Source organism: Pseudomonas sp. RV120224-01b, assembly GCF_003208145.1.
In the GTDB taxonomy this organism is placed as follows: domain Bacteria; phylum Pseudomonadota; class Gammaproteobacteria; order Pseudomonadales; family Pseudomonadaceae; genus Aquipseudomonas; species Aquipseudomonas monteilii.
Genome location: NZ_QKMQ01000008.1, coordinates 58364 through 79496 on the forward strand (window position 1 = coordinate 58364; position 21133 = coordinate 79496).

Consider the following 21133-nt stretch of genomic DNA (forward strand, 5'->3'; position numbering starts at 1 on the left):
CGGTGCTGAAGTAGTCCCCCGCTCAACCAGCCTACACAAACCTTGCCCATAGGTCAGATCAGCTTTTCCGATTTCGAGTACGCCGATAAGCACAAGCAGATCCGCCGTGAGCGCCCCCTGGCCGAGTTGGAGCAGGTCGTGCCGTGGGGCGGGTGGGTCGCGTTGATTGAGCCGCACTATCCAAAGGCCGGTGGAGGTCGTAAGCCTCACCCATTGGAAACGATACTGCGCGTTCACTTGCTGCGGAGCTGATTTTAGCCTAGTGGTCCAGCAATGGTGGAAGCGGTATACGAGATCACCTCGATACGCCAGTTTGCTCGGCTGACACTCAGACCTCGATTCCCGAGGACACTACGATCATGGACTTCCAACACCTGCTGGAGAAATACCAATTGGCGGCAGGCGTCCTGGAAACCATCAATGCCTACATGCAAATCAAGGGGCTGTCGTTGCGCCAAGGCACAATTATCCACGCGTCAAGTTCGACCAAGGCACAGAGAACATCGTTTGTGCCGATGCGGGCTATTTCGGGGTTGAGAATAGACCTGAGCATGTGCAAAGCCCACTATTAAAGCAACCGACGAAAAAGACTGAAACAGATCAAAAACCAAGAATACACTCAACATAAAAAACATGGACACATATTTAACGCAACAAAAATATGACCTTGAATATTACGCCCCACCAGAAGTACAAAAACCGAAACACCGACTCAAACCCAACATCTTTAATTAACAATAAAAGCACCGGAATCACACCTACTTTTATTTCACCACAATTTTCTTTGAGCAACACCTACACCACAAAGCCGCGATCAATGTGACAGACTTCGCATATTTCCCTGCGCTCATGCCTCCAACGACGGCAATTGCGGCCAGCACCCCGAAAAGCGACAATCTTCATGCCAATTGGTTCAAACAATCTCCAACACCCACATCAATTGGATCCGATATTTCAGATTTCTACTGTCCAACCAGAGAAATGATCAGGCGGTCGCAGGACTCGCGTTGCATTCCCTAGCCGTCTATGGATAATGAGATTACGCTACCGCTGCGTGACATTTGGGTTACTGCCAAGCTGTCTTCCACACTGGGCACGGAGCGAACTGAAAGGCCTGATGGAACAGGACCCACACCCATTTATGTGAAGCAAGAACAAAAAGGCTGAAGAATACAGTGATCAAAAACTTAACTATTTACGGCAGCTGCGTATCTAGAGACATTTTTAACCTAGAAGAAAGCCAGGCATTTAAGTTAACGGATTACTTTGCAAGATCTTCAATGGCCTCGCTATGCAGCCCTTCATACGAAAATGAAGAGGCACTTGAGCGCATACCTTCTGCATTCAGACGGCGTATGGTCGCATATGATTTTTCGAAACAAATTCTCACGCAGCCTAAAGCACTCCAGGATGCCGACATAATACTAATCGATCTAATCGATGAACGATTTGACCTTGCAATCCTACCCTCCGGCCACATCATTACAAACTCCAATGAACTGGCTGAAAGTGGTCTATTGAATGACGGTAATGTCAAAGGCTTCCAACTAATCAAACCCGGCACACCTGAGCGCCGAGACCTGTGGATTCAAGGAATGCACAAATTCCTTGCAGTCCTGGAGCAGCACAAAAAACTCGACTGCTTAATCATCAACAAAGTCTATTGGGCCTCACGCTTCGAACATGCAAGCAATACTAATTTCCCAGTTCCGTTAGCAACCATTGAGAAGGCCAACCAAGAACTGGAATGGATGTACAAGGCGCTGGAAAAAAAACTCGGCAAACATCAGTTTCTATATTTCCCACCACAGCTCTTAACATCAGACGAAGATCACCACTGGGGCGTGTCTCCCTTTCATTATTGCGAGCAGTATTACAAAGAAGCTCTCGCACAATTAAACTTGATAACATCTGAGAACAGCGCGAAGGGCGTGTTGCGTGAATACCTTACGCAGGAGAAATCGCTCCTTATCTCTGAAGGTGCAACCATCACTGTCGCTGCATACAAATCCGAGCATGGAATTTTTGCGCAGTGCTCATTGGTAATGGATGGAAGCATACATGAGGGTGGCGAATTCGCGTTCTATTTGCTCATCGACGGGGATCGACATGACGTCCGTTGGTACGACGCGTTACCGAATGCTTGCTTCCCTATTCCTGACACGCTTGGAGAGCTAACCGTAATAGCCTTCTACCAGGATTCTTCAGGTGAAAAGTTTTCATCCCAATGTATCGTAAGCCCCCTAAATCTTTAGATGATTAGCAATTGCATCGGCGACATTCAAGTGCTAGTCACTGCAGAACTTTAAGGATACTGGAAATAAGTCGCCCAGCAAACGACGATGGGCGACTTGGGACATCGGAAAAACTGAATACACAGGTGCTTACTCTTAAAAACCCGGACAATAGCCTGATTACCAGGCCATACGGGCGCACCTCTCCTGCAGCAGCCAATAAATTCCAGATCCGACAATGAGCAGACGATGAAGGCGCGCATGCAACTCCTATTTCATCGTCAACTTCAGATAGCCGCATAAATTAGCGTTAAAGGCCTGCTTCAATAAACCCTATCCCCCACCAACCGCTTCAAATACTGCCCATACCCATTCTTGGCCAACGGCTCAGCCAGCTTCAACAGCTGCTCAGCCCCAATCCACCCCTGCCTATACGCCACCTCTTCCGGGCAAGCCACCTTCAGCCCCTGCCGCCGCTCAATCGTGGCGATGTACCCGCTAGCCTCCAGCAACGAGTCGTGCGTCCCGGTATCCAGCCAGGCATACCCGCGCCCCATAATCTCCACCGACAGCCGGTTCTGCTCCAGGTACACCCGGTTCAGGTCGGTAATCTCCAGTTCACCCCGCGCAGACGGCTTGATGCCTTTGGCAATCTCGACCACGTCCTGGTCGTAGAAATACAACCCGGTCACGGCATAGCTGGACTTCGGCTTGGCAGGCTTTTCTTCCAGGCTGATTGCCTTGCCCTTGTCATCGAACTCAACCACGCCATAACGCTCGGGGTCATGCACATGGTAGGCAAATACGCTGGCGCCTTCGTCGCGGCCCATGGCATTGCGCAGCAACTGCTGGAAGTCGTGGCCGTAATAGATGTTGTCACCCAGCACCAGCGCCGACAGGTCGTTGCCGATGAACTCTTCACCAATCAGGAAGGCTTGTGCCAAACCGTCTGGCGAGGCCTGCACGGCGTAGGTGATGTTGATGCCCCACTGATGGCCGTCGCCCAGCAGTTGCTCGAAGCGGGGGGTGTCTTGCGGGGTGGAGATGATCAGGATGTCCTGGATGCCCGCCAGCATCAATGTGGTCAGCGGGTAGTAGATCATCGGTTTGTCGTACACCGGCAACAGCTGCTTGGAAATTGCCAGGGTCGCTGGGTGCAGGCGGGTACCCGACCCGCCCGCCAGAATGATGCCTTTACGCTTCATAGTGGTCATTTCTCGTGAATTTCCTTGAGCATGCGGGCCACTCCCTGGCGCCAGTCTGGCAGAGTCAGGGCAAAAGCCTTCTGCAGTTTGTTGGTATCGAGACGCGAGTTAGCCGGTCGCTTGGCCGGGGTCGGATAGGCATCTGTGGTCAACGGGTTGACCTGTTCGGCGTGGGCTTTCAGTGCCACGCCTTGGGCTGCTGACTGTTCCAGCACGTAGCGGGCGTAGCCGCACCAGGTGGTCTCGCCACCGGCCGCCAGGTGATACAGGCCAGCCAAAGACGGATTGGCTCGGGTGGCGGTGATGGCGTGTGCGGTAATGTCGGCGATCAGTTCGGCGCCAGTCGGGGCGCCGAACTGATCGTCGATCACACCCAGGCTGTCGCGTTCGGCAGCCAGGCGTAGCATGGTCTTGGCAAAGTTGTTGCCGCGGACGGCATACACCCAGCAGGTACGGAAGATCAGGTGCTGGCAGGCGGCGGCCTGGATGGCTTGCTCACCCGCCAGTTTGCTTGCGCCGTAGGTATTCAGCGGGCCGACAGTGTCGTCTTCGCGCCAGGCCTGGGCGCCCTGCCCCGGGAATACGTAGTCGGTGGAGTAATGCACCAGCAGTGCGCCGCAGTCGGCGGCAGCACGGGCGAGCACACCCACAGCCTCGGCGTTTACCTTGAAGGCTAGCTCGCGCTCGCTTTCGGCCTTGTCGACGGCGGTGTAGGCAGCGGCGTTAACAATCACATCGGGGGCATAGGCACGCACGGTTTCGGCCAGGCCTGGCAGGTTGGCCAGGTCGCCGCAGTGCGACTGGCTGCGGCTATTCAGCGCCAGCACCTCGCCCAGCGGGGCCAGGCTGCGTTGCAGCTCCCAACCTACCTGGCCGTCCTTGCCCAGTAGCAGAATTTTCATGCGGAGCGCCCTGCGTAGTTCTTTTCAACCCACTCGCGGTAGCTGCCAGACTGTACGTTCTGCACCCACTCCTGGTTGTCGAGGTACCAGGCAACGGTTTTGCGAATGCCGGTTTCGAAGGTTTCAGCGGGTTTCCAGCCCAACTCGCGTTCCAGCTTGCGGGCGTCGATGGCATAGCGGCGGTCATGCCCGGGGCGGTCGGTCACGTAGGTGATCTGTTCGGCGTAAGGCTTGCCGTCGGCGCGCGGGCGCAGTTCGTCCAGCAAGGCGCACACGCGGTTGACGATTTCCAGGTTGGGCTTTTCGTTCCAGCCGCCCACGTTGTACACCTCACCGGTGGTGCCGGCTTCCAGCACACGGCGGATGGCGCTGCAGTGGTCCTTGACGTACAGCCAGTCGCGAATTTGCTGGCCGTCACCGTACACCGGCAGTGGCTTGCCGGCCAGGGCGTTGACGATCATCAGCGGGATGAGCTTTTCCGGGAAGTGATACGGGCCGTAGTTGTTCGAGCAGTTGGTGGTCAGCACCGGCAGGCCGTAGGTGTGGTGGTAGGAACGCACCAGGTGGTCACTGGCAGCTTTGCTGGCAGAGTACGGGCTGTTGGGCTGGTACTGGTGGGTTTCGGTGAAGGCCGGTTCGTCGGCAGCCAGCGAGCCGTACACCTCGTCGGTGGACACATGAAGGAAGCGGAACGCGTGGCGTGCCTGTTCGTCCAGGCCTCCCCAGTAAGCGCGCACGGCTTCCAGCAGGCGGAAGGTGCCGACGATGTTGGTTTCGATGAAGTCTTCGGGCCCATGGATCGAGCGGTCGACGTGGGACTCGGCGGCGAAGTTGACGATCGCGCGCGGTTGGTGCTCTTGCAGCAGGCGGGCTACCAGGTCGGAGTCGCCGATATCGCCATGCACGAAGATGTGGCGCTTGTCGCCCTGCAGGCTGCTCAGGGTTTGCAGGTTGCCTGCATAGGTGAGCTTGTCGAGGTTGACCACGGGCTCGTCGCTACCGGCCAGCCAGTCCAGCACGAAGTTCGCGCCGATGAAACCCGCACCACCTGTTACCAGAATAGTCATTGTTCAGTTCTTCCCAATTCCTGCTTTCAAACTTCACAGCGTTTGAAGTTCATGTGGGCGCTCCTGTGCCGGCAACGCCTGTTCTATTTGTCAGTACCGCGTTCAGGGCTCCAGCCGCCGGCGCTGGTACAGCCAGTCCACAATTTCCCCGCCGGGCACGTAGCCGCTCACGGTGTCGCGCAGCAACTGGCGCACGGTGGCAAAGTCATCCGTAGAGGTTGCGGCCCTCAGTGCATCCAGGCGTTGCTTCAGCACATCCCAGGGCAGGTAGTCTTCGTTGGCGCTCATGATCATGGGGTGGCGTGTGGCAATCACGTTGTCGCCAATCAACAATTCTTCGTACAGTTTTTCGCCTGGACGCAGGCCGGTAAAGTTGATGGCGATATCACCCAGCGGGTTTCGCTCGGAGCGGATGCTGAAGCCAGACAGGTGAATCATTTTTTCGGCCAGTTCCACAATTTTTACCGGCTCGCCCATGTCCAGCACGAACACGTCGCCACCCTGCCCCATGGAGCCGGCCTGGATCACCAACTGCGCGGCCTCGGGGATTGTCATGAAGTAGCGGGTGATTTTCGGGTGGGTCACGGTCAGTGGCCCACCGTTCTTGATCTGTTTGTGGAACAACGGAATGACCGAGCCCGACGAACCCAGCACATTGCCGAAGCGCACCATGGTGAAACGGGTTTTGTTCACCTGCGACACATTGCCGGTCTCGCCCATCAGCACCGGCGCCAGCTCGTTGCTGAGGGCCTGCAGCACCATTTCGGCCAGGCGCTTGGTGCTGCCCATGACGTTGGTGGGGCGCACGGCCTTGTCGGTGGAAATCAGCACGAAGTTGGACACGCCAGCCTGCAGCGCCGCCTGGGCGGTGTATAGCGTGCCGAATACGTTGTTCGACAGGCCCTCGGCAATGTTGTGCTCGACGATGGGCACGTGCTTGTAGGCGGCGGCGTGGTATACGGTATCGACCTGCCAGGCACGCATCACGTCCAGCATCTTGGCCTGGTCACGGACCGAGCCCAGTATCGGGATCAGATGCACGGCCAGGCCTTCGCGCAGGATACGTTGCTCCAGTTCGCCAGCAATGGTGTACAGGTTGAATTCACTGTGCTCGAACAGCAGCAGCGTACGCGGTGTTTGCCCCAGGATCTGGCGACACAGCTCGGAACCGATCGAGCCGCCAGCCCCCGTCACCATCACGGTCTGGTCGATGATGCAGTGCTGCAACAGGTCGCCTTGTGCCGGTACCGCGTCACGGCCCAGCAGGTCGGCGATGTCCACTTCCTGGATATCGTCCACCTTCACCCGGCCGCTGGCCAGGTCCATGAAGCCGGGCACACTGCGCACGTGCAGCGGGTAGCCTTCAAGCAGGTTGAGAATTTCGCGGCGGCGGCTGCGGCTGACCGAGGGCAGCGCCAGCAGGATTTCTTCGGCGCCGGTGTCATCGATCATGCGTTGCAGCTGTGCTGGCTGGTACACCTGCAGGCCGGCGATCACCCGGTCGGTGATGCTGGCATCGTCGTCGATGAACGCCACCGGACGCATGGCCTTGCCCATGCGCAGGGCCGCCACCAGCTGGTTGCCGGCAGAACCGGCGCCATAGACGGCAACCCGTGGCAGGCCGTCGTCGCGGTTGGCGAAAGGCACATGTTGCACGGCGGTGGCGAACCAGTCACCGAGGAAGTACTGGCGCATGGCCAGGCGCAGGCCGCCGACCATGATCAGGCTCAGCCACCAGTAGTTGAAGGTGATCGACCGTGGCACCACGTTCTGGTGGTTACTGGCCCAGTAAATGATGAAGCCCAGAATCAGCGCCGACAGGGTCACGGCCTTGATGATGGCGATCAGCGCATCATTGCCGAAATAGCGCATCACCGCCCGGTACAAGCCGAAGCGGATGAATAACGGGATGGAGATGATCGGCGCCGTGATGAACAGCCAGGTGTGGTCACGAACAGGATTGGCCAGGTCGTCGATACCCAGGCGCACGACAAACGCCAGCCACAGCGCGAACCAGACCAGAATCACATCAGTCGCTACCTGAATCAGCCGTTTGTGGCGCCGAGGTAGTCCAAGCAGTCTTGAGCGCAGCTTATCCATAGAACCTCTGAGGGCTTTCCAAAGTGACATGTCTACAGTCTTCGTCCTATCACTTTAGCTAGTGTTCGAGCTCACCGGCGCGCCAGCGCACGGCCAGATACGCCAATGGCAGGTAGGCGATAATAACGCCCCACACACCGTCCAGGCCCAGCAACAGCACACACAGGGCCACGGGCAGCAGCCAGAACAGGTTGAGCGCGGCCACCGCCAAGGTCACGGGCAGGTGCTTGCCAAAGTGACGAGAGGCAAACTGGTAGGCGTGGCTGCGGTGCGCTTCGTACACCTTGTCACCGCGCAGCAAGCGGCGGATCAGGGTAAAGGTGGCATCTACCACGAACACGCCCAGCAGAATCAGCCAGCACCAGAACAATTGCGGTGAGGCCCAGGCAGCCTGCAGCGACAAGCCCGCCAGCACGATGCCAAGGAAGCCGCTGCCGGCGTCGCCCATGAAGATCTTGGCAGGCGGGAAGTTCCAGAACAGAAAGCCCAGCGTGGCCGCCGCCAGCAGCAGTGGCAGCACCATCAACTGCGGCACACCGGCCAAGGCCGATAGCAGCACCATGCCCAGGCAGGCGGTGACCGCTTCGATGCTGGCAATGCCATCGATGCCGTCCATGAAATTATAGAGATTGAGCATCCATACGGTGTAGAACGCCGCCAGAATGTAGCCGAACCACTGCAGGTCGAGGGTAAAGCCGAACACCTGCAACGGCGCCAGACCACCCAGCCAGTACAGCATCCACACGGCTGCGGCGAAGTGCCCGAGCAGGCGCCAGCGAGCGGCGATGTGGCCGTGGTCGTCCATGAAACCGATGACCGCAATCAGCGCCCCCGCACCACCAATGGCCACCAGCGCCGCCAACGGCACGGCATCGGCCATGCCCAGCACCGGCAGGCTGGCCAGAAAGCTCAGCACAATGGCCACACCGCCACCCCGTGGGGTAGGCACAGTATGAGAACTACGCGCATTGGGCACGTCGATGATCTGCTTGTTCAGTGCGTAGCGCCGCAGCGCTGCGGTCAGAAGCAGAGATGCCCCTGCGACCAGGGGAATAAGCCACCATGCCATCATTTGTCTTGCTCTTTCAAAAAGTTGAGTGCCGTGGCCCGCAGTGCCTGGTCCACATCCAGCGGGGGCTGCCAGCCCAGCAGCGTACGGGCTTTGCCACTGTCTACCTGCAGCGACCCGCACAGCCGCTGAGCCAGGCCACCCTTGCCGGCTAGCGTTGCCGCCCCCTTCAACCAGGTGGCGGGCACCGGCAGCAACCTGGCGGGCTTGCCCAGTGCCTTGCCCAACCGTTGCAGCAACTCGGTGGTGGACAGGTCGTGGCCGTCGCTGGCCAGGAAGGTCTGGTTGGCGGCCGCCGGGTGGTCGATGCAGGTCACCAGCAGGTCCACCAGGTTGTCCAGCGCCACCAGGCTACGCTTGTTGTGTATGGCGCCAAACGGCAGCGGCACACCTTTGCTCAGCCAGTTCATCATGCTGCGGAAGTTGGCTTTCACACCTGGGCCGTATACCAGCACCGGGCGCACGATCACCACTTCCAGGCCGGTTTGGGCCGCCAGTTGGCGCAGACCGTCTTCGGCTTCACGTTTGGAAATGCCGTAGGGGTCCGATGGCGCAGGTGCTTCGTCAGCGGTGAACGGCTGGCGGCCGTCGGTGGTTTCGCCATTCACCTTCACCGAGCTGACAAAAATGAAGCGCCGAACACCGGCCTGGGCCGCAGCACGGGCCAGGCTAAGGGTGCCATCCACGTTTACCCGCCGGAACTCGGCCAGGGGGTCGGCGGCGGTTTCGTGCATGACATGCACACGGGACGCCAGGTGGATCACGGTATCCACCTGCTCGAAGTGCCCGGATGCCGCGTCCACCGCGGTCAGTTCGCTAAACGAACGGTAGTCGACACCTGCCAGCTGCTGGGCGGGCAATCGCCGCACCAGCGCGCGCGGTGCCCAGCGCGCACCTTCAGCGAGCCGCTGCAGCAACACCTTGCCAACAAAACCGCTACCGCCGGTGGTCAGGACGCCTGGGCGCTGGGCGTTGTCTTGCCCGGCCATCAAGCTCTCCCCACGTGGCCCAGCAGGCGGGTGAACACGCTGCGGTACTGGTCTGCCACCACCGACCAGCGGTAACGGCGGTTGGCAATTTCATGCAGGCGCGCCGACAGTTGCGCCCGCGCGGGCTCATCACCCAGCAGTGCCTGCACGTGCTTGCGTAGCGAGGCGCTGTCGGCAAAGTACAACGCCTGGTCCTCGGTGGTGGCGCGGTTGAACGACACGTCGAAAGCCACCACCGGCAGGCCCAGCCACATGGCTTCGACAAGCGACGGGTTGGTGCCGCCAGCGCTGTGGCCATGCAGGTACACCGTGGCATTGCTGCGCAGCGGGCTTAACTGCTCCACATCGTAGATCGGGTCCAGCAGGTGAATGTTGCTCACCCCCTCATATTGCTTGCGCAGTTGTACGCCGTACTCGCTGTGGTTCCAGTTGCCGATGATCGCCAACGGCATGCCAGACCCGGCAAAGGCCTCGAGAATGACGTGGATGTTGTTCTCCGGTTCGATACGACACACCGTGAAAGCGTATGGTGCCCCCAGGAACGGGTACGCCTGGCGCGCTTGCCCGGTTGGCTCACCCGCACGGGCCTGATCACCACCATAGGCAATCAGTTCGCTGGGCTTGTTGTATTCGGCGGTCACGTACTCCTGCAGCACCTTGTTGTCGGTGATGACCGCATGGGCAAAGCGCACGGCCACGGCTTCAGAGAGCTTCAGGAACCAGCGAGCGAAGTTGGACCATTTGGCGCGTTTCCACTCATAGCCGTCGATGTTCACCACGATCGGCTTACGCGTCAGCAGGCGCATGAATGGCAAGGCGATACAGCCGGAAACACCCAGGATCAGCATCAGATCGTGCTTGCGGTAGGCGTGCAGCATGCTCAGCACGTCGTACGGAATGCTTTGCACGCCATTGGCCTTGAGGTTCAGGTAAACCAGGCGGGCACGCTCGAAAAACTGCGGGCGCTCGGGGTAATGCGGTGCGCTGCAATAGACGGTGAGCTCGCAGTCACCTGGCAGGTTGCGCACCAATTGTTCGGTCAACGTTTCCCAACCACCGTATTGGGCGGGCAAACCTACCGTACCAATTACTGCAATCTTATAGGTCATCAAACACCATCACGATATTTTTCTGGAAGTTGGCGGTGGAAAACTCACTCGCTTTCATGCGTGCGCGCTCGGACAGTGCCTGGCACAGCTGTGGGTCCTGCGACAAGTGCGCAACCGTACGCACCAGTTGTTGATGGTTTTTCGAGTCGATCTGATAGCCCTCTACCCCATCACTGACCAGCTCCACCGGGCCGCCTACCGGGGGCACGATAGTCGGGATGCCAAAAGCCATCGCCTCAAGTATGGTCAGGCCGAAGGTTTCTACCCACCCGTCGACATGGGACAGGTTCAGCACCAGGCTCGCCTCGCGGTAAAACTTCGCCACGTCGGCACTGGCGGGGCTGAGCGTGAGATTTTTCGGCAACGCCTTGCTGGCGAAATAGACGTCCACTTCCTCCGGGCTGGCATTGAGTACCAGCGTGAACGTCAGTGCCGGGTCCGCAGCCAATGCCGTGGCCAGCGCAACGAACTCGTCCACCCCCTTGTAGCCCTTCAGTGACGCCAGCATCAGTACATTGAAACGGCCACCATGCAGGTGCTGGTATGGCGTGGCCATCGCCTGCTGCTGAAACGCCTCGGCAAGGCCGTTGTACACAGTCACCCCCGCCACCCCGGCTACACCTTCCTGTACCTGCAAGTACTTCGACACATAGACCACCTTGCTGGCACAGCCGGCGATCACCCGGCGCAAAAACGCCTTGAGCGCCGCAGGCCGTATGGAGGTTTCATGCACGTGGTAAACCACCTTGGCACCACGCAGGCGGGCAGCAAGGGCAGCGCCAAACGGCAGCATGGTATTGACCAGCACAACCTGCCCCGGCCGCACTTTGTGTAGCAGGCTGAAAAACAGCGCCACTTGCGAACACGCGTAGGCCAGCAAGGTCAACCAGCGGTTGTCGAAGCGCTTGTAGGCGAACTTGCAGGTGCGCACCTGCAGTTCGTCGAGCACACCGTGGCCGCTGCTGCCCACATGCAGGGTGCAGTCAGCACCGCTTTGCTGCAGCGCATTGATGGTCTGGTTCAGTACCCGGGGGCTACCGCTGTAGTCATTCAGCAGATGGACAAAGTGCAACGTTTTCATGCCACCCCTTCTTCAGCGACGCGCGCCTTGATGAACTTGGCCGGCACACCACCGTAAATCGAGTTCTTGCGGTACACGCCCGCCGCTACCACCGCCCCTGCGGCGAACACGCAACCCTCCTCGATTACCGCGCCATCGAGCACGGTCACCTTGGCGCCGATCCAGCAGTTGCGGCCAACCTTGATGCCTTGGCGGGTTACGCCCTGCAGCCGAATGGGTTGCAGCGGGTCTTCGAAATTGTGGTTTTCCGAATGGAAGCTGACAAAGTTGCCGATGATGGTGTCGCTGCCAATCTCGATGCCACCGGCACAACCCAGGAAGCAACCGGCGCCCAGGCCGACGTTGTCACCTATCACCAGGCCCTTGCCGATGTTGGCCAGGCTGCCGGTGCATTCGATAATGATGTGCTTGTTCAACGACACGGCGGTGCCAAAGCGGATGCCGTCATTGGACAAGGCATCGACGAAGCAGCCCTGGTCGATCACCAGCCCCGGGCCATATTCGATCTTGCCCACTTCTTTCAGCGTCACCCCCGAGCCAATGAATGCCAGCCGCCGCCGGCGCAGGCGAATCACGCCGCGGCAGGCCATTATCAGCTTGGTCATGATCAGCCCCAGCAGATAGCCCGAAGAGATACGCCGGTCGATGACCATGGGGCGCTTCTTGATCAGCAACACCAGTTTTTCGAGCAAGGCATGCATCATTTCACAGCCCTCACCTGGGTAAACAAGGCTTTGACAAAGGCCGGGCTGCGGTAGGCCACGGCCTTGCGGATGGCGGCATAGACCAGGTACAGGTCAAGCAGGCCGCGCTGCAGCAGGCTGTGGGAATGGAAGCTGATACGCAGGCCGTGGATCATTTCCTCGAAGCGGAACAAGGCCCGCTCCGGGGTATCGGCACTGTGCTCGGACAGGTCGTGGGCTATTTCCACATCCAGCACGCAGGCTTTGGGGAAATACCCCTCGTAGCGAATGAAAAAGTCGGTATCGGTGGCATAGAAGCGCAGCCGCTCGTCATAGAACGGTTTCATGCGCTGAAAGCACTCGCGGGTGAAGATCAACCCGCTGTTGATGCCCAGCAGGTTTTTCGACGCCACAAGGCCGGGGGCCACATCGGGCGTAAGGCGGCCCATGAACAACCAGCGCTGGCCGGGGCTGACCAATTGCCCATGGCTGACCAGCCGGGGCATGAACACCCCCACCTGCTCGCCCTCCGCTGCGCTGCGCACCTGGCCAATCTGCGCCAGGCAACTGGACAGGCGTATGGTCGAGTAGTTGGTGTCGTCGTCCGAGATCATGAACAGCTCGACCCCGGAGGCGAATGCCTCCTTGGCCACCTGGTTGTAGATCACCGAAAGCCGTTGATTGTCCGCCTCGAACCAGCGTACGCCCGGGCACGGCTGCGCCACGCCGGGCGAGTTGTTCCAGACGTACAGTTGCAAGTCGATACCCTCATCATGCAGCAGTGCCTGTTGTGCGAGCAGCGACTGCAGGGCAATCGAGTCCTGGCTAGTTTTCCGATACAGAACGATCAGTACTGCCAAGCTCAACTTTTGTTCTTCTGTTTTCACCAATGATCACCATCACCACGATCGCGAAAATGTAAAGGACCACGCTGTTCGTATAGGACTGGAAAAAGAACGAGCTCAGGAAGAACGGGTAACTGGCAATCACGAAGTTGCCCAAACCGTTTTTCCACGCACTCGCATGTGGCCTGTCCCGGACGATGATCGCCACCAGCTTGTGATACCAAAGAATCAACCCGGCCATGATCAACGCCCCGACCCATCCGCAGGTGGCCAACAGGTTGAGCCAGAACGAATCGAACCAGTAAGGCTGGCCTGGGCCCACCGAGCCGAAGCCGTAACCCATGGGGTGCGCGTTCAGCACCTGGTACATGTGAAGCCACTGGCGTTCACGGTCCAACGCAGACAAATCCTGGGTGTAGCCCATCGACAGATAGGCGAAGATGGCAACAGTCAGGCCAACGAACTGCAGGTAGCCCAACAGCGAAATCAGCCAAGCCGTACGCAGCACACGGGCTACCACCAACATCGCGCAAATGCACACCAGGCCGATCATGGCCGTGCGTACCGAACCGATCACAATCAACCCGCACAGCAGCACAAACGCAGTGCCTAGCAACAGGCGCCGGGCAAGCGACCAGCTTCGCCCGCTGAGCAGCACGGCCAGCGTCATGGCGGCGGTGTTGAGAATGACTGCGGAAAACTCCAGGGTGCCGGTGAAAAAGCCGGAAACCCGCGGCAACCCATCACGCATCGAGTTGTAGGGCTGCAACTCGTAGCCTTTGGCGGAAAGCAGCGGCCAGTACCAGAACTGCTCGGCCGAAGAGATCGTCAGGTACTGGTACAACGCATACAGGCCGGTCAGCACGCTCATGGCCAGCACCGACCAGTACACATGGCGCAGCTTTTTCTCGGTCGACACCGCCTGCGCCCAGATGGCCACTGCCATACCGACGAACACTGGCACTGCCAATGCCCGGAACATGCGTACCGAACCTGCGCTCAAGTCGCCGAACAGCAGGTACAGGAAGGCGAAGAACAAGACGATCAGCAACGACCGCCCCACCTCGAGGTTGACCGTACCGCGCGCCGTAATGCTGGCCAAGGCACGCAGCAGCAGCCACATGATCATCAGCAGGCTGAGCATTTCGCGCCAACCGGCAAAGGCACTGCCCAGCCCCAGCGTCAGCACGGCAAAGTCGCTGAAGAACAACAGACAGAACAGCACGCCGATAAAGATCTTGATCACACTCACCCTCGCGCTCTGGCAAACCTGGCCAGCCGCAACAGCGTGACCTTGATCAGGATCTTGATGCGCGGCACCCAGGCGTAGGAAAGCAGCGCTCGCAACGCCAGGTTTGTGTCCGTACGGCACAGGGCGTCGAAGACATCCGCAGGGACCATGCTAGTGACCTTACCTGTCGGTTTCATGAAATCGAGGTTGCCCGACCACGGCAGCATGGCCGCCAGCTGGTTTTCGCTGTATTCACCCCGTTCGATGCAAGCCAGGTACCGCGCCTTCACCGCTTCTACCGAGTTCACCTGCTGCACGGCCTCGACCACCGATGCACTGGGCTGCGGCTGCTCGATGCTGGCCAGCAACTGATCGACGCTGGCCACCTTCAGGCTGTCGGCGGGGGAATAGCCCTGGATCGGCGCAACCAGCCCGACACAACGCCGGCCCTTGAGCAATTGCTCGGCGAACGCCGTGCCGCCGGGTATAGGGTAGCTGTCCAGGTAGAAGTCAGCTTTTTCGGCGAAGGCCAGGTAGTCCTTGTACGGCAGGTGCCGGCGGATGAAAAAGCGCGTGGGGTAACGCAGTTTCACTGTCCACCACCAGGTGTTGGTCAGCGGGTTGGCACCAATGATCCAGCATTCGGCCTTCGGAAACCTGTCAAGAATAGCCGTGATCGACGGGCGCATGTCCAGGCCACCATGGGGCTTGTACTTGGCAGCAGAGGCTGCGCTGAACACCTTGATCCGCTCATGCGTGGGCACAGCATCCGGTACTTTTGCGCCGCTGGTCTCGATCGGGATCGCCAGGAAGCTCTTCTGGCAGGTGAGGTGCTTTTTCTTGTCCAGATGGTGCCCGTAGGCGCTGATCTCGAAATACACATCGGCCACCGAAGCGCCGAAGCTGAAGACGTGGTCTGCGTGGTTGACGAAATACACCGTCACCGCAGCGCCGCGCTGCAGTTTCAGCAGGCCACACGCCACAGTGGTGATGATGTCGTCCGGGTGGATGTGCAGCACCACCTTGTCGTATTGGGCAAGGGTGTCGACGATGGATTGCAGACGGGCACACGGGTCATCGCCACGCGCCTGTTCGATATGGGCAAAAAAACCGGCCAGCCGTTCAAGCACCTGGGGTTTGGCGCTGCGTGTAACCAACAGGTCCACGGGCCCCTCGTGCATGTGCGCCAGGCGCTCCATCAGCCGGGTGTGCCCGCCTTGCAGGTAGGGCTCGCTGACCACATGCAGGCAGCCCCGCGATAGGCCATTGGTGGCCGGCACCGTGACCAGGCTGGCGCACTGGGCGGTCAGGTGGCGCTCCAGCGACGCTGCCTCGTAGATGTTCAAGTCCACGGCCCAGAGCAGCGCACCATAAACTTGCGCCTGAGCCAATGCCGGCCCGGGTGCGGCGTTCAGTATGCGTGCCTGCAGCTGCTCCACCACTTGTTTCATTGCTCAGCTCCGTGCCGAATCAGCGACAATCGACGGCAACCGGCGAAAGACCGCGAAATACATGACGATCGCGTACAACAGGTAGTTGACGGCGTAGGCAAGTGTGACCTTGTCATAACCCCAGAGTTGCGTGAGGTACACCGTCAAGGCGTAAAGCGAGAGCGTAGCGAGGATTTCCGTCACCAGGTACAGCCGCGTCAATGCCTTGCCCAGCATCAGGTAGGCCATCAGCCAACTGGCAATCTTCAGGCTGTCGCCCACCATCTGCCAGGCGAACAGTTCGCGCATTGGCAGAAACGAATCGGAAAACAGCACCTGGATGATGAAGTCGCGCAGCAGGTAGATAACCAGCCCGGCCAGGATGGTCATGGGCAGGATCAGTTTGTAGCCCTGCAAAATCTCCTTGCGCAGCTCGCCGGCATCCTTGATTTCGGACAACCGTGGCAGGTAATAAACCGCCAGGGTGGTGGTAATCAGCATCAGGTATGCCGAGCTCAGTCGCCACATGGCTTCCCAATAGCCCGCTTGCGCCCAGCCGAAGGTGTTACCCAGGTAGTCGCGCAGGAACACATGACACACCGGCAGGGAGCAGGCCGTGACCACGGCCATCAACGCAAACCTCGACAACCGCGCCAACGCCTGGCGATCCAGCCGTCCAAAGAAATCGGCAAGCTGGAACCAGGGCGTACGCATGCAGATCAGCAAGGTAGCCACGAAACTCAGCGACTGGTACACCGCCAAGGCCACCAGCGCACCGTACAGCCCAAGCTGAATGGTCAGTACACAGGTGACTACCAGCGAAATCAGGCTACCGAAGATATTGGCCAGCACATAACGCGGCACATCCTTCTTGCCGTTGAGCACGCCAAGCAACAACGAGTTGAAGGCAAAAAACACCAGGGTGGCGGCAAACCACAGCAGCACTGTCGCCAGCGATTCATCGTTGAAGAACCAACCGGCCAGGGGCTTACGCAGCACGATGATCAGCACCGCGAGCAGCAGCGAGACCAGTACCGACAGTGTACCGGCGGTTCTCCAGACCTTGCGTTGCTCTTCGGGCTGTTCGGCAAACTCCGCCGTGTACTTGGTTACGCCAGTGCTGACGGCACCGCTGGCCAAAGTGGTGAACATGGTCACCGCATTCTGCAGTTGGCCGATGGCCGCGTAACCGGCTGGCCCTACGTACAGGGCCAGCACTTTGTTCAGGCCAAGCAGGGTGGCCATCTTCACCGCAACCGCTATGGCATTGAGCAGGCTAGTTCTGATCAGGGTCATACCTGGCACTCAAGGACGCGAAAAGCTGTTGCAAGCGTCAATGACATGCTGGATAGAGTCCACAGTCAGGGTCGGGTCCATGGGCAGGCTCAGTACCTGCTCATGCAAACGTTCGGTCAGCGGTAGCGAAAGGTCGGCCAACTGCGGATAGGCCTGTTGCCGGTGCGGCGGTATCGGGTAATGCACCAGGGTTTGTACCCCCTGTTGTGCCAGATGCTGCTGCAACTGCTCACGGCACTCGCTGCGCACCACGAACAGGTGCCAGGCGTGCTGGCCGGCAACGCCCGGGTCAGGCAACTGGATGGCCGGGTTGTCGATGCCGGCCAGGTACTGCTGTGCAACCTGCTGGCGCAGGCGGGTCTCGCTGTCCAGGTACGCAAGCTTCACGCTCAACAGCGCAGCCTGTAGTTCATCCAGACGGCTGTTCACGCCCTGGTAAATGTTCATGTATTTCACATGCGAACCGTAGTTGCGCAGCGACTTCAGGGTCTCTGCCAACGCATCGTCGTTGGTGGTGACTGCGCCGGCGTCCCCGAGTGCCCCGAGGTTCTTGCCCGGGTAGAAGCTGAAGCCCGAGGCATCCCCCCAGGCACCTGCCCGCCGCCCGTCCAGCTCGGCACCGTGCGATTGAGCAGAATCTTCCAGCACCAGCAGGCCATGTTGCTTCGCGAACGCGTTGATCGCCGGCATGTCGGCAAGCCGGCCATACAGATGCACCGGCATGATCACGCGGGTGCGTGGAGTCAGCGCTTGTGCAAGGTTGTGCGCCCCCAGGTTGAAGCTGCCTTCATCAGGCTCAACCAGCACGGGCACCAGCTTGTTCTCGGTGATAGCCAGAATGGTGGCAATGTAAGTATTGGCGGGTACCAGCACCTCGTCGCCTTCGGCGATACGCCCCAACTGCTTCCAGGCACGCAAGGTCAGAATCAGCGCGTCCAGGCCGTTGGCTACACCAATGCAGTGCTTTACCCCACAGTAGCTGGCGAACTGGGCTTCGAACTGCTTGAGTTTCTCACCCATGATGTACCAACCCGAGTCGATGACCTCGGTGCAGGCATCGATCAATGCCTGACGGTATTGTGCGTTCACACCTTGCAGATCGAGAAACTTAACCATTGCGGTCTATCACCCTGATAATTTTTGCTGGATTCCCTACGACAACGGCATAAGGCGGGACGTCTTTGGTCACCACTGCCCCTGCCCCCACCATGGCGTACTCGCCAACGACGATGCCTGGCAACAACGTGGCATTGGCGCCAATACTGGCCCCACGCTCCAGGGTAATGCCATTGAACTGCTCCGGGTAAACCTTGGAGCGCGGCATCGCGTCGTTGGTAAACGTGGCATTGGGGCCGATGAACACGTCATCGGCAATGCGGGTACCGTCCCACAGATAAACGCCGGACTTGACCGTCACGTTATCCCCGAGCACCACATCACCTTCAATCAGGGTATGGGCGCAGATGTTGCAATTACGCCCGATTTTCGCACCGTTCATGATCACCACGAATTGCCAGACCCGGGTGCCTTCGCCGATAGCGTCGCTTTTCACATCGGCCAGTTGATGAATGCTAGGCATTGCGCTTCAGCTCCGTGAACGTGGTGTAGTCACGAATGTAGTCGCCCTCGTCGTAATGTGCGTCGGCCAACACCAACAGCACACAGTCGGGGCTGAAATCATGCATTTCGTGCCAGACCATGGGCGGAATCAAAATGCCCTTGTTGAAAGCGTCCAGCCAGTGATCTGTGCGGGTGGTACCGTCATCCATGAGCATCCGGCAACGCCCGGACACGCAGATGGCCAGCTGGTTGAGTGCCTTGTGCGCGTGGAAGCCACGGGAAACCCCTGGCAGCGTCTCGGTAAGGTAGTACACGCGCTGAATGGCGAATGGCACATTGTCCAGGGCTTGCAGGGCCACCAACTGGCCACGGTGATCACCCAGCACCTTGAACAGTTCGATCTGGGCCAGCGCCCCTTCTTCGGCGGAGTTCAGATGGTGCCGGAACGACGGGGCCTGGTTGTCTTTTTCACTGACGATGAGGCCGTCGCGCATTGGCCAGTCAATGGCCAGGTCAGGGTCATCCCAGTGAATACTGCCTTCGGCGTCCTTGTTGTACACATCCGTGGTTTTGTACAGAAAGTGCGTTTCGTCCTCCAGAGCGATAAAACCGTGCGCGAAACCTTCGGGAATCCACAGCATACGGTTGTTGCGCTCGGTCAACTCGACCCCTACCCACTGCCCGAATGTTGCCGAGCCTGGGCGGATATCGACAGCGACGTCATAGGCCGCACCGCGCACGACCCTGACCAGCTTGCCCTGCGCATGCGGTGCGCGCTGAAAATGCAGCCCGCGCAACACGCCACGATGGGACATCGAGTGGTTGTCCTGGACGAACGCACGGGGCTTGCTCAAGCCAAGCTCCAGCAGTGCGCCATGAAAGCGGGTTTCATTGAAGGTTTCCGTGAACCACCCGCGATCATCCTCGTACACGGCGGGTTCCACTATGACAACATCAGGAATGTTCGTTTGAACAAGCTTCATCGGTAAACCTTTGGCATGATTTTTTTTGTGAGGGCCCGTCGCGCCGCCCCCTTTATTCCTGCAGTTTCACCGTTTACACGGCAAAAGTCTCTCGCTAAATGCGACCTGCGCGTTGCTATTCATTTTTGGGTCAGGCCCGGCGCCTTTGCAAATTCTGCATGGCATATTTCAGGGTTGCAATCAGGCAACCGAGGGCCAACCCAACAATTACACCCAGGGCAATGATCAAGTTCCGCTTGGGTTTAATCGGTACATCAGGCTGCTCTATGGTGCCGTCAAGCTGATAAACACTGACATGGCGCTGCGCCCCTACCATCCCTTGATAAAACTGCTGTTTGGTTTGCACTTCCCTGAGCTCGGGAATGAACGCATCTTCACTTTTACGCTGCTGCAAACTGGCAATTTCGGCGGCCAGCGCCTTGCTACCGCGCATGTAAGTCAGCTCGCCGTCCATTTTGCCAGACAGCGCCTTGGAAACTTCACCACTTATCAGCGGCGGGTTTTGCAGGCCAATGGCCGTTGCAATCTGCAACGCCTCCTGTAAACGGGTGATCTTGTCCTCACGTTGCTGCTGGCCGCTTTCACGCAGGTTGTCGAGTTCCAGTTGCAGTGCATTGGCACGTACCTGAGCCTCCCTGGTGGCATCGTGCAGGACTTCGGCCTTGGCGGCGGCGCCGGCCTTCTCGACATAAGCGGTTGCCCACTGGGACGCCACGGCAGGGTCACGCCCACGGAAGGCGACATAGGCGCGCGGAGGCTCACCCGCCAGTTGCACGACATCAAAAGAGCCATTGAACGCAGCATACAATGCCCCTTGCGCCCCTTGCCCCGCCACTGCGGAGGGCATGTAAACTTCTTTGAAAAACTGACGTCGCAGTGTTTCACCGTTCAGATGTTCAACGAAGATGTCAAAAACCTTACGCGACGTGAATGGCTCCAACCCAGTCTGCTTGGTGCGGCCATAGTTGAGATCGGCTATATCACTTGTCGCCGGTGCCGCCAAAAATATTTTGGCCTCATAAACGGGCTTGGCCAACAGCGCATAAGCCAGTGCAACTGCCGTGACGACTACCGTGACCAGAAAGATGAGTAGCTTTTGCCGCCACACCCCTTCCAGAAACTCCAACAGGTCAACTTCTTCACTATTGCAACTGCGGCGCTCAAGGTCATTGCGCATTTCTTGTGTTTTTCCTTGGGTCTGACTGCGTACACGGTTTCTGGCATACCAAAACATCACGAGCGACTGCATCGAACTCGGCAAGGCGCACGCCCTCATGAGGGTAGCGGCATTATGCCAACATCTTACACATCCAGCGCCAGGGTTAGTCGCAGTAGATAAACGCTGCCGG

18 protein-coding genes and 2 pseudogenes are annotated in these 21133 nt (G+C 58.9%); 2 read left to right on the forward strand and 18 right to left on the reverse strand.

The features are described 5' to 3' along the window. Positions 1-48: 48 nt before the first annotated feature. Both N436_RS14240 and N436_RS14245 read left to right on the forward strand, forming a co-directional pair. Positions 49-491: pseudogene (locus N436_RS14240) on the forward strand (transposase); the annotation flags it as partial. Between the two features lie 684 nt (positions 492-1175). Next, on the forward strand, positions 1176-2255 hold the full coding sequence (locus tag N436_RS14245; protein ID WP_110741384.1) for a DUF6270 domain-containing protein: 1080 nt from the start codon (positions 1176-1178) through the stop codon (positions 2253-2255). Between the two features lie 302 nt (positions 2256-2557). Here the strand turns inward: N436_RS14245 and rfbA are convergent, their stop codons facing one another. The 18 genes and pseudogenes from rfbA to N436_RS14330 all read right to left on the reverse strand — a co-directional run bounded on the left by rfbA (position 2558) and on the right by N436_RS14330 (position 21033). Beyond that, positions 2558-3439 (reverse strand): glucose-1-phosphate thymidylyltransferase RfbA, encoded by an 882-nt coding sequence (rfbA, locus tag N436_RS14250; RefSeq protein WP_110741450.1) that lies wholly within the window; start codon positions 3437-3439, stop codon positions 2558-2560. 5 nt (positions 3440-3444) lie between these two features. Then, positions 3445-4341 carry a dTDP-4-dehydrorhamnose reductase gene (gene rfbD / locus N436_RS14255; RefSeq protein WP_110741385.1) on the reverse strand — a complete coding sequence of 299 codons (897 nt, stop codon included), beginning with the start codon at positions 4339-4341 and terminating at the stop codon, positions 3445-3447. Then, entirely contained in the window at positions 4338-5408 is a 1071-nt protein-coding gene (gene rfbB / locus N436_RS14260) for a dTDP-glucose 4,6-dehydratase (RefSeq protein ID WP_110741386.1), read from the reverse strand. The genes rfbD and rfbB overlap by 4 nt, the downstream gene beginning before the upstream one ends. 102 nt (positions 5409-5510) lie before the next feature. After that, entirely contained in the window at positions 5511-7508 is a 1998-nt protein-coding gene (locus tag N436_RS14265) for a nucleoside-diphosphate sugar epimerase/dehydratase (protein WP_110741387.1), read from the reverse strand. Positions 7509-7566: 58 nt separating this feature from the next. Beyond that, positions 7567-8580 carry a glycosyltransferase family 4 protein gene (locus N436_RS14270; RefSeq protein WP_110741388.1) on the reverse strand — a complete coding sequence of 338 codons (1014 nt, stop codon included), beginning with the start codon at positions 8578-8580 and terminating at the stop codon, positions 7567-7569. Next, on the reverse strand, positions 8577-9566 hold the full coding sequence (locus N436_RS14275; protein ID WP_110741389.1) for an SDR family oxidoreductase: 990 nt from the start codon (positions 9564-9566) through the stop codon (positions 8577-8579). Before N436_RS14275 ends, N436_RS14270 begins: the two co-directional genes overlap by 4 nt. Beyond that, positions 9566-10675 (reverse strand): DUF1972 domain-containing protein, encoded by a 1110-nt coding sequence (locus N436_RS14280; protein ID WP_105945992.1) that lies wholly within the window; start codon positions 10673-10675, stop codon positions 9566-9568. The genes N436_RS14275 and N436_RS14280 overlap by 1 nt, the downstream gene beginning before the upstream one ends. Next, positions 10665-11756: a glycosyltransferase family 4 protein gene (locus N436_RS14285; RefSeq protein WP_110741390.1), complete on the reverse strand. Its 1092-nt coding sequence runs from the start codon at positions 11754-11756 to the stop codon at positions 10665-10667. Before N436_RS14285 ends, N436_RS14280 begins: the two co-directional genes overlap by 11 nt. Continuing rightward, positions 11753-12460 carry an acyltransferase gene (locus tag N436_RS14290; protein ID WP_105945990.1) on the reverse strand — a complete coding sequence of 236 codons (708 nt, stop codon included), beginning with the start codon at positions 12458-12460 and terminating at the stop codon, positions 11753-11755. Before N436_RS14290 ends, N436_RS14285 begins: the two co-directional genes overlap by 4 nt. Beyond that, complete coding sequence (locus N436_RS14295) at positions 12457-13299, reverse strand: hypothetical protein (RefSeq protein ID WP_256589964.1); 843 nt, start codon at positions 13297-13299, stop codon at positions 12457-12459. The genes N436_RS14290 and N436_RS14295 overlap by 4 nt, the downstream gene beginning before the upstream one ends. Then, positions 13265-14530 carry a hypothetical protein gene (locus N436_RS14300; protein ID WP_177410258.1) on the reverse strand — a complete coding sequence of 422 codons (1266 nt, stop codon included), beginning with the start codon at positions 14528-14530 and terminating at the stop codon, positions 13265-13267. The genes N436_RS14295 and N436_RS14300 overlap by 35 nt, the downstream gene beginning before the upstream one ends. Positions 14531-14532: 2 nt before the next feature. Then, positions 14533-15966, reverse strand: a complete 1434-nt coding sequence (locus N436_RS14305; protein ID WP_110741392.1) for a hypothetical protein — start codon at positions 15964-15966, stop codon at positions 14533-14535. 3 nt (positions 15967-15969) lie between these two features. After that, positions 15970-17241: an O-antigen translocase gene (locus tag N436_RS14310; protein WP_104834156.1), complete on the reverse strand. Its 1272-nt coding sequence runs from the start codon at positions 17239-17241 to the stop codon at positions 15970-15972. A gap of 9 nt (positions 17242-17250) precedes the next feature. Next, positions 17251-18357, reverse strand: a complete 1107-nt coding sequence (locus tag N436_RS14315; RefSeq protein WP_105945986.1) for a DegT/DnrJ/EryC1/StrS aminotransferase family protein — start codon at positions 18355-18357, stop codon at positions 17251-17253. Next, positions 18350-18820 carry an acyltransferase gene (locus tag N436_RS14320; RefSeq protein WP_105945985.1) on the reverse strand — a complete coding sequence of 157 codons (471 nt, stop codon included), beginning with the start codon at positions 18818-18820 and terminating at the stop codon, positions 18350-18352. Before N436_RS14320 ends, N436_RS14315 begins: the two co-directional genes overlap by 8 nt. Next, positions 18813-19187 (reverse strand): FdtA/QdtA family cupin domain-containing protein, encoded by a 375-nt coding sequence (locus N436_RS28755; RefSeq protein WP_225850706.1) that lies wholly within the window; start codon positions 19185-19187, stop codon positions 18813-18815. The genes N436_RS14320 and N436_RS28755 overlap by 8 nt, the downstream gene beginning before the upstream one ends. 57 nt (positions 19188-19244) lie before the next feature. Beyond that, positions 19245-19784, reverse strand: a pseudogene (gene rfbC / locus N436_RS28760) (dTDP-4-dehydrorhamnose 3,5-epimerase); the annotation flags it as partial. Between the two features lie 130 nt (positions 19785-19914). Continuing rightward, complete coding sequence (locus N436_RS14330; protein ID WP_177410885.1) at positions 19915-21033, reverse strand: Wzz/FepE/Etk N-terminal domain-containing protein; 1119 nt, start codon at positions 21031-21033, stop codon at positions 19915-19917. Between the last annotated feature and the right edge of the window lie 100 nt (positions 21034-21133).

What these genes read in the sequence shown, in the direction of transcription:
- N436_RS14310 (WP_104834156.1), bottom strand. Translation starts at nt 17,241, where the DNA reads ATGACCCTGATCAGAACTAGCCTGCTCAATGCCATAGCGGTTGCGGTG.
- rfbD (WP_110741385.1), bottom strand. Translation starts at nt 4,341, where the DNA reads ATGAAAATTCTGCTACTGGGCAAGGACGGCCAGGTAGGTTGGGAGCTG.
- N436_RS14265 (WP_110741387.1), bottom strand. Translation starts at nt 7,508, where the DNA reads ATGGATAAGCTGCGCTCAAGACTGCTTGGACTACCTCGGCGCCACAAA.
- N436_RS14285 (WP_110741390.1), bottom strand. Translation starts at nt 11,756, where the DNA reads ATGAAAACGTTGCACTTTGTCCATCTGCTGAATGACTACAGCGGTAGC.
- N436_RS14280 (WP_105945992.1), bottom strand. Translation starts at nt 10,675, where the DNA reads ATGACCTATAAGATTGCAGTAATTGGTACGGTAGGTTTGCCCGCCCAA.
- rfbB (WP_110741386.1), bottom strand. Translation starts at nt 5,408, where the DNA reads ATGACTATTCTGGTAACAGGTGGTGCGGGTTTCATCGGCGCGAACTTC.
- rfbA (WP_110741450.1), bottom strand. Translation starts at nt 3,439, where the DNA reads ATGAAGCGTAAAGGCATCATTCTGGCGGGCGGGTCGGGTACCCGCCTG.
- N436_RS14320 (WP_105945985.1), bottom strand. Translation starts at nt 18,820, where the DNA reads ATGCCTAGCATTCATCAACTGGCCGATGTGAAAAGCGACGCTATCGGC.
- N436_RS14305 (WP_110741392.1), bottom strand. Translation starts at nt 15,966, where the DNA reads ATGAAACAAGTGGTGGAGCAGCTGCAGGCACGCATACTGAACGCCGCA.
- N436_RS14290 (WP_105945990.1), bottom strand. Translation starts at nt 12,460, where the DNA reads ATGATGCATGCCTTGCTCGAAAAACTGGTGTTGCTGATCAAGAAGCGC.
- N436_RS14275 (WP_110741389.1), bottom strand. Translation starts at nt 9,566, where the DNA reads ATGGCCGGGCAAGACAACGCCCAGCGCCCAGGCGTCCTGACCACCGGC.
- N436_RS14270 (WP_110741388.1), bottom strand. Translation starts at nt 8,580, where the DNA reads ATGATGGCATGGTGGCTTATTCCCCTGGTCGCAGGGGCATCTCTGCTT.
- N436_RS14330 (WP_177410885.1), bottom strand. Translation starts at nt 21,033, where the DNA reads ATGCAGTCGCTCGTGATGTTTTGGTATGCCAGAAACCGTGTACGCAGT.
- N436_RS14315 (WP_105945986.1), bottom strand. Translation starts at nt 18,357, where the DNA reads ATGGTTAAGTTTCTCGATCTGCAAGGTGTGAACGCACAATACCGTCAG.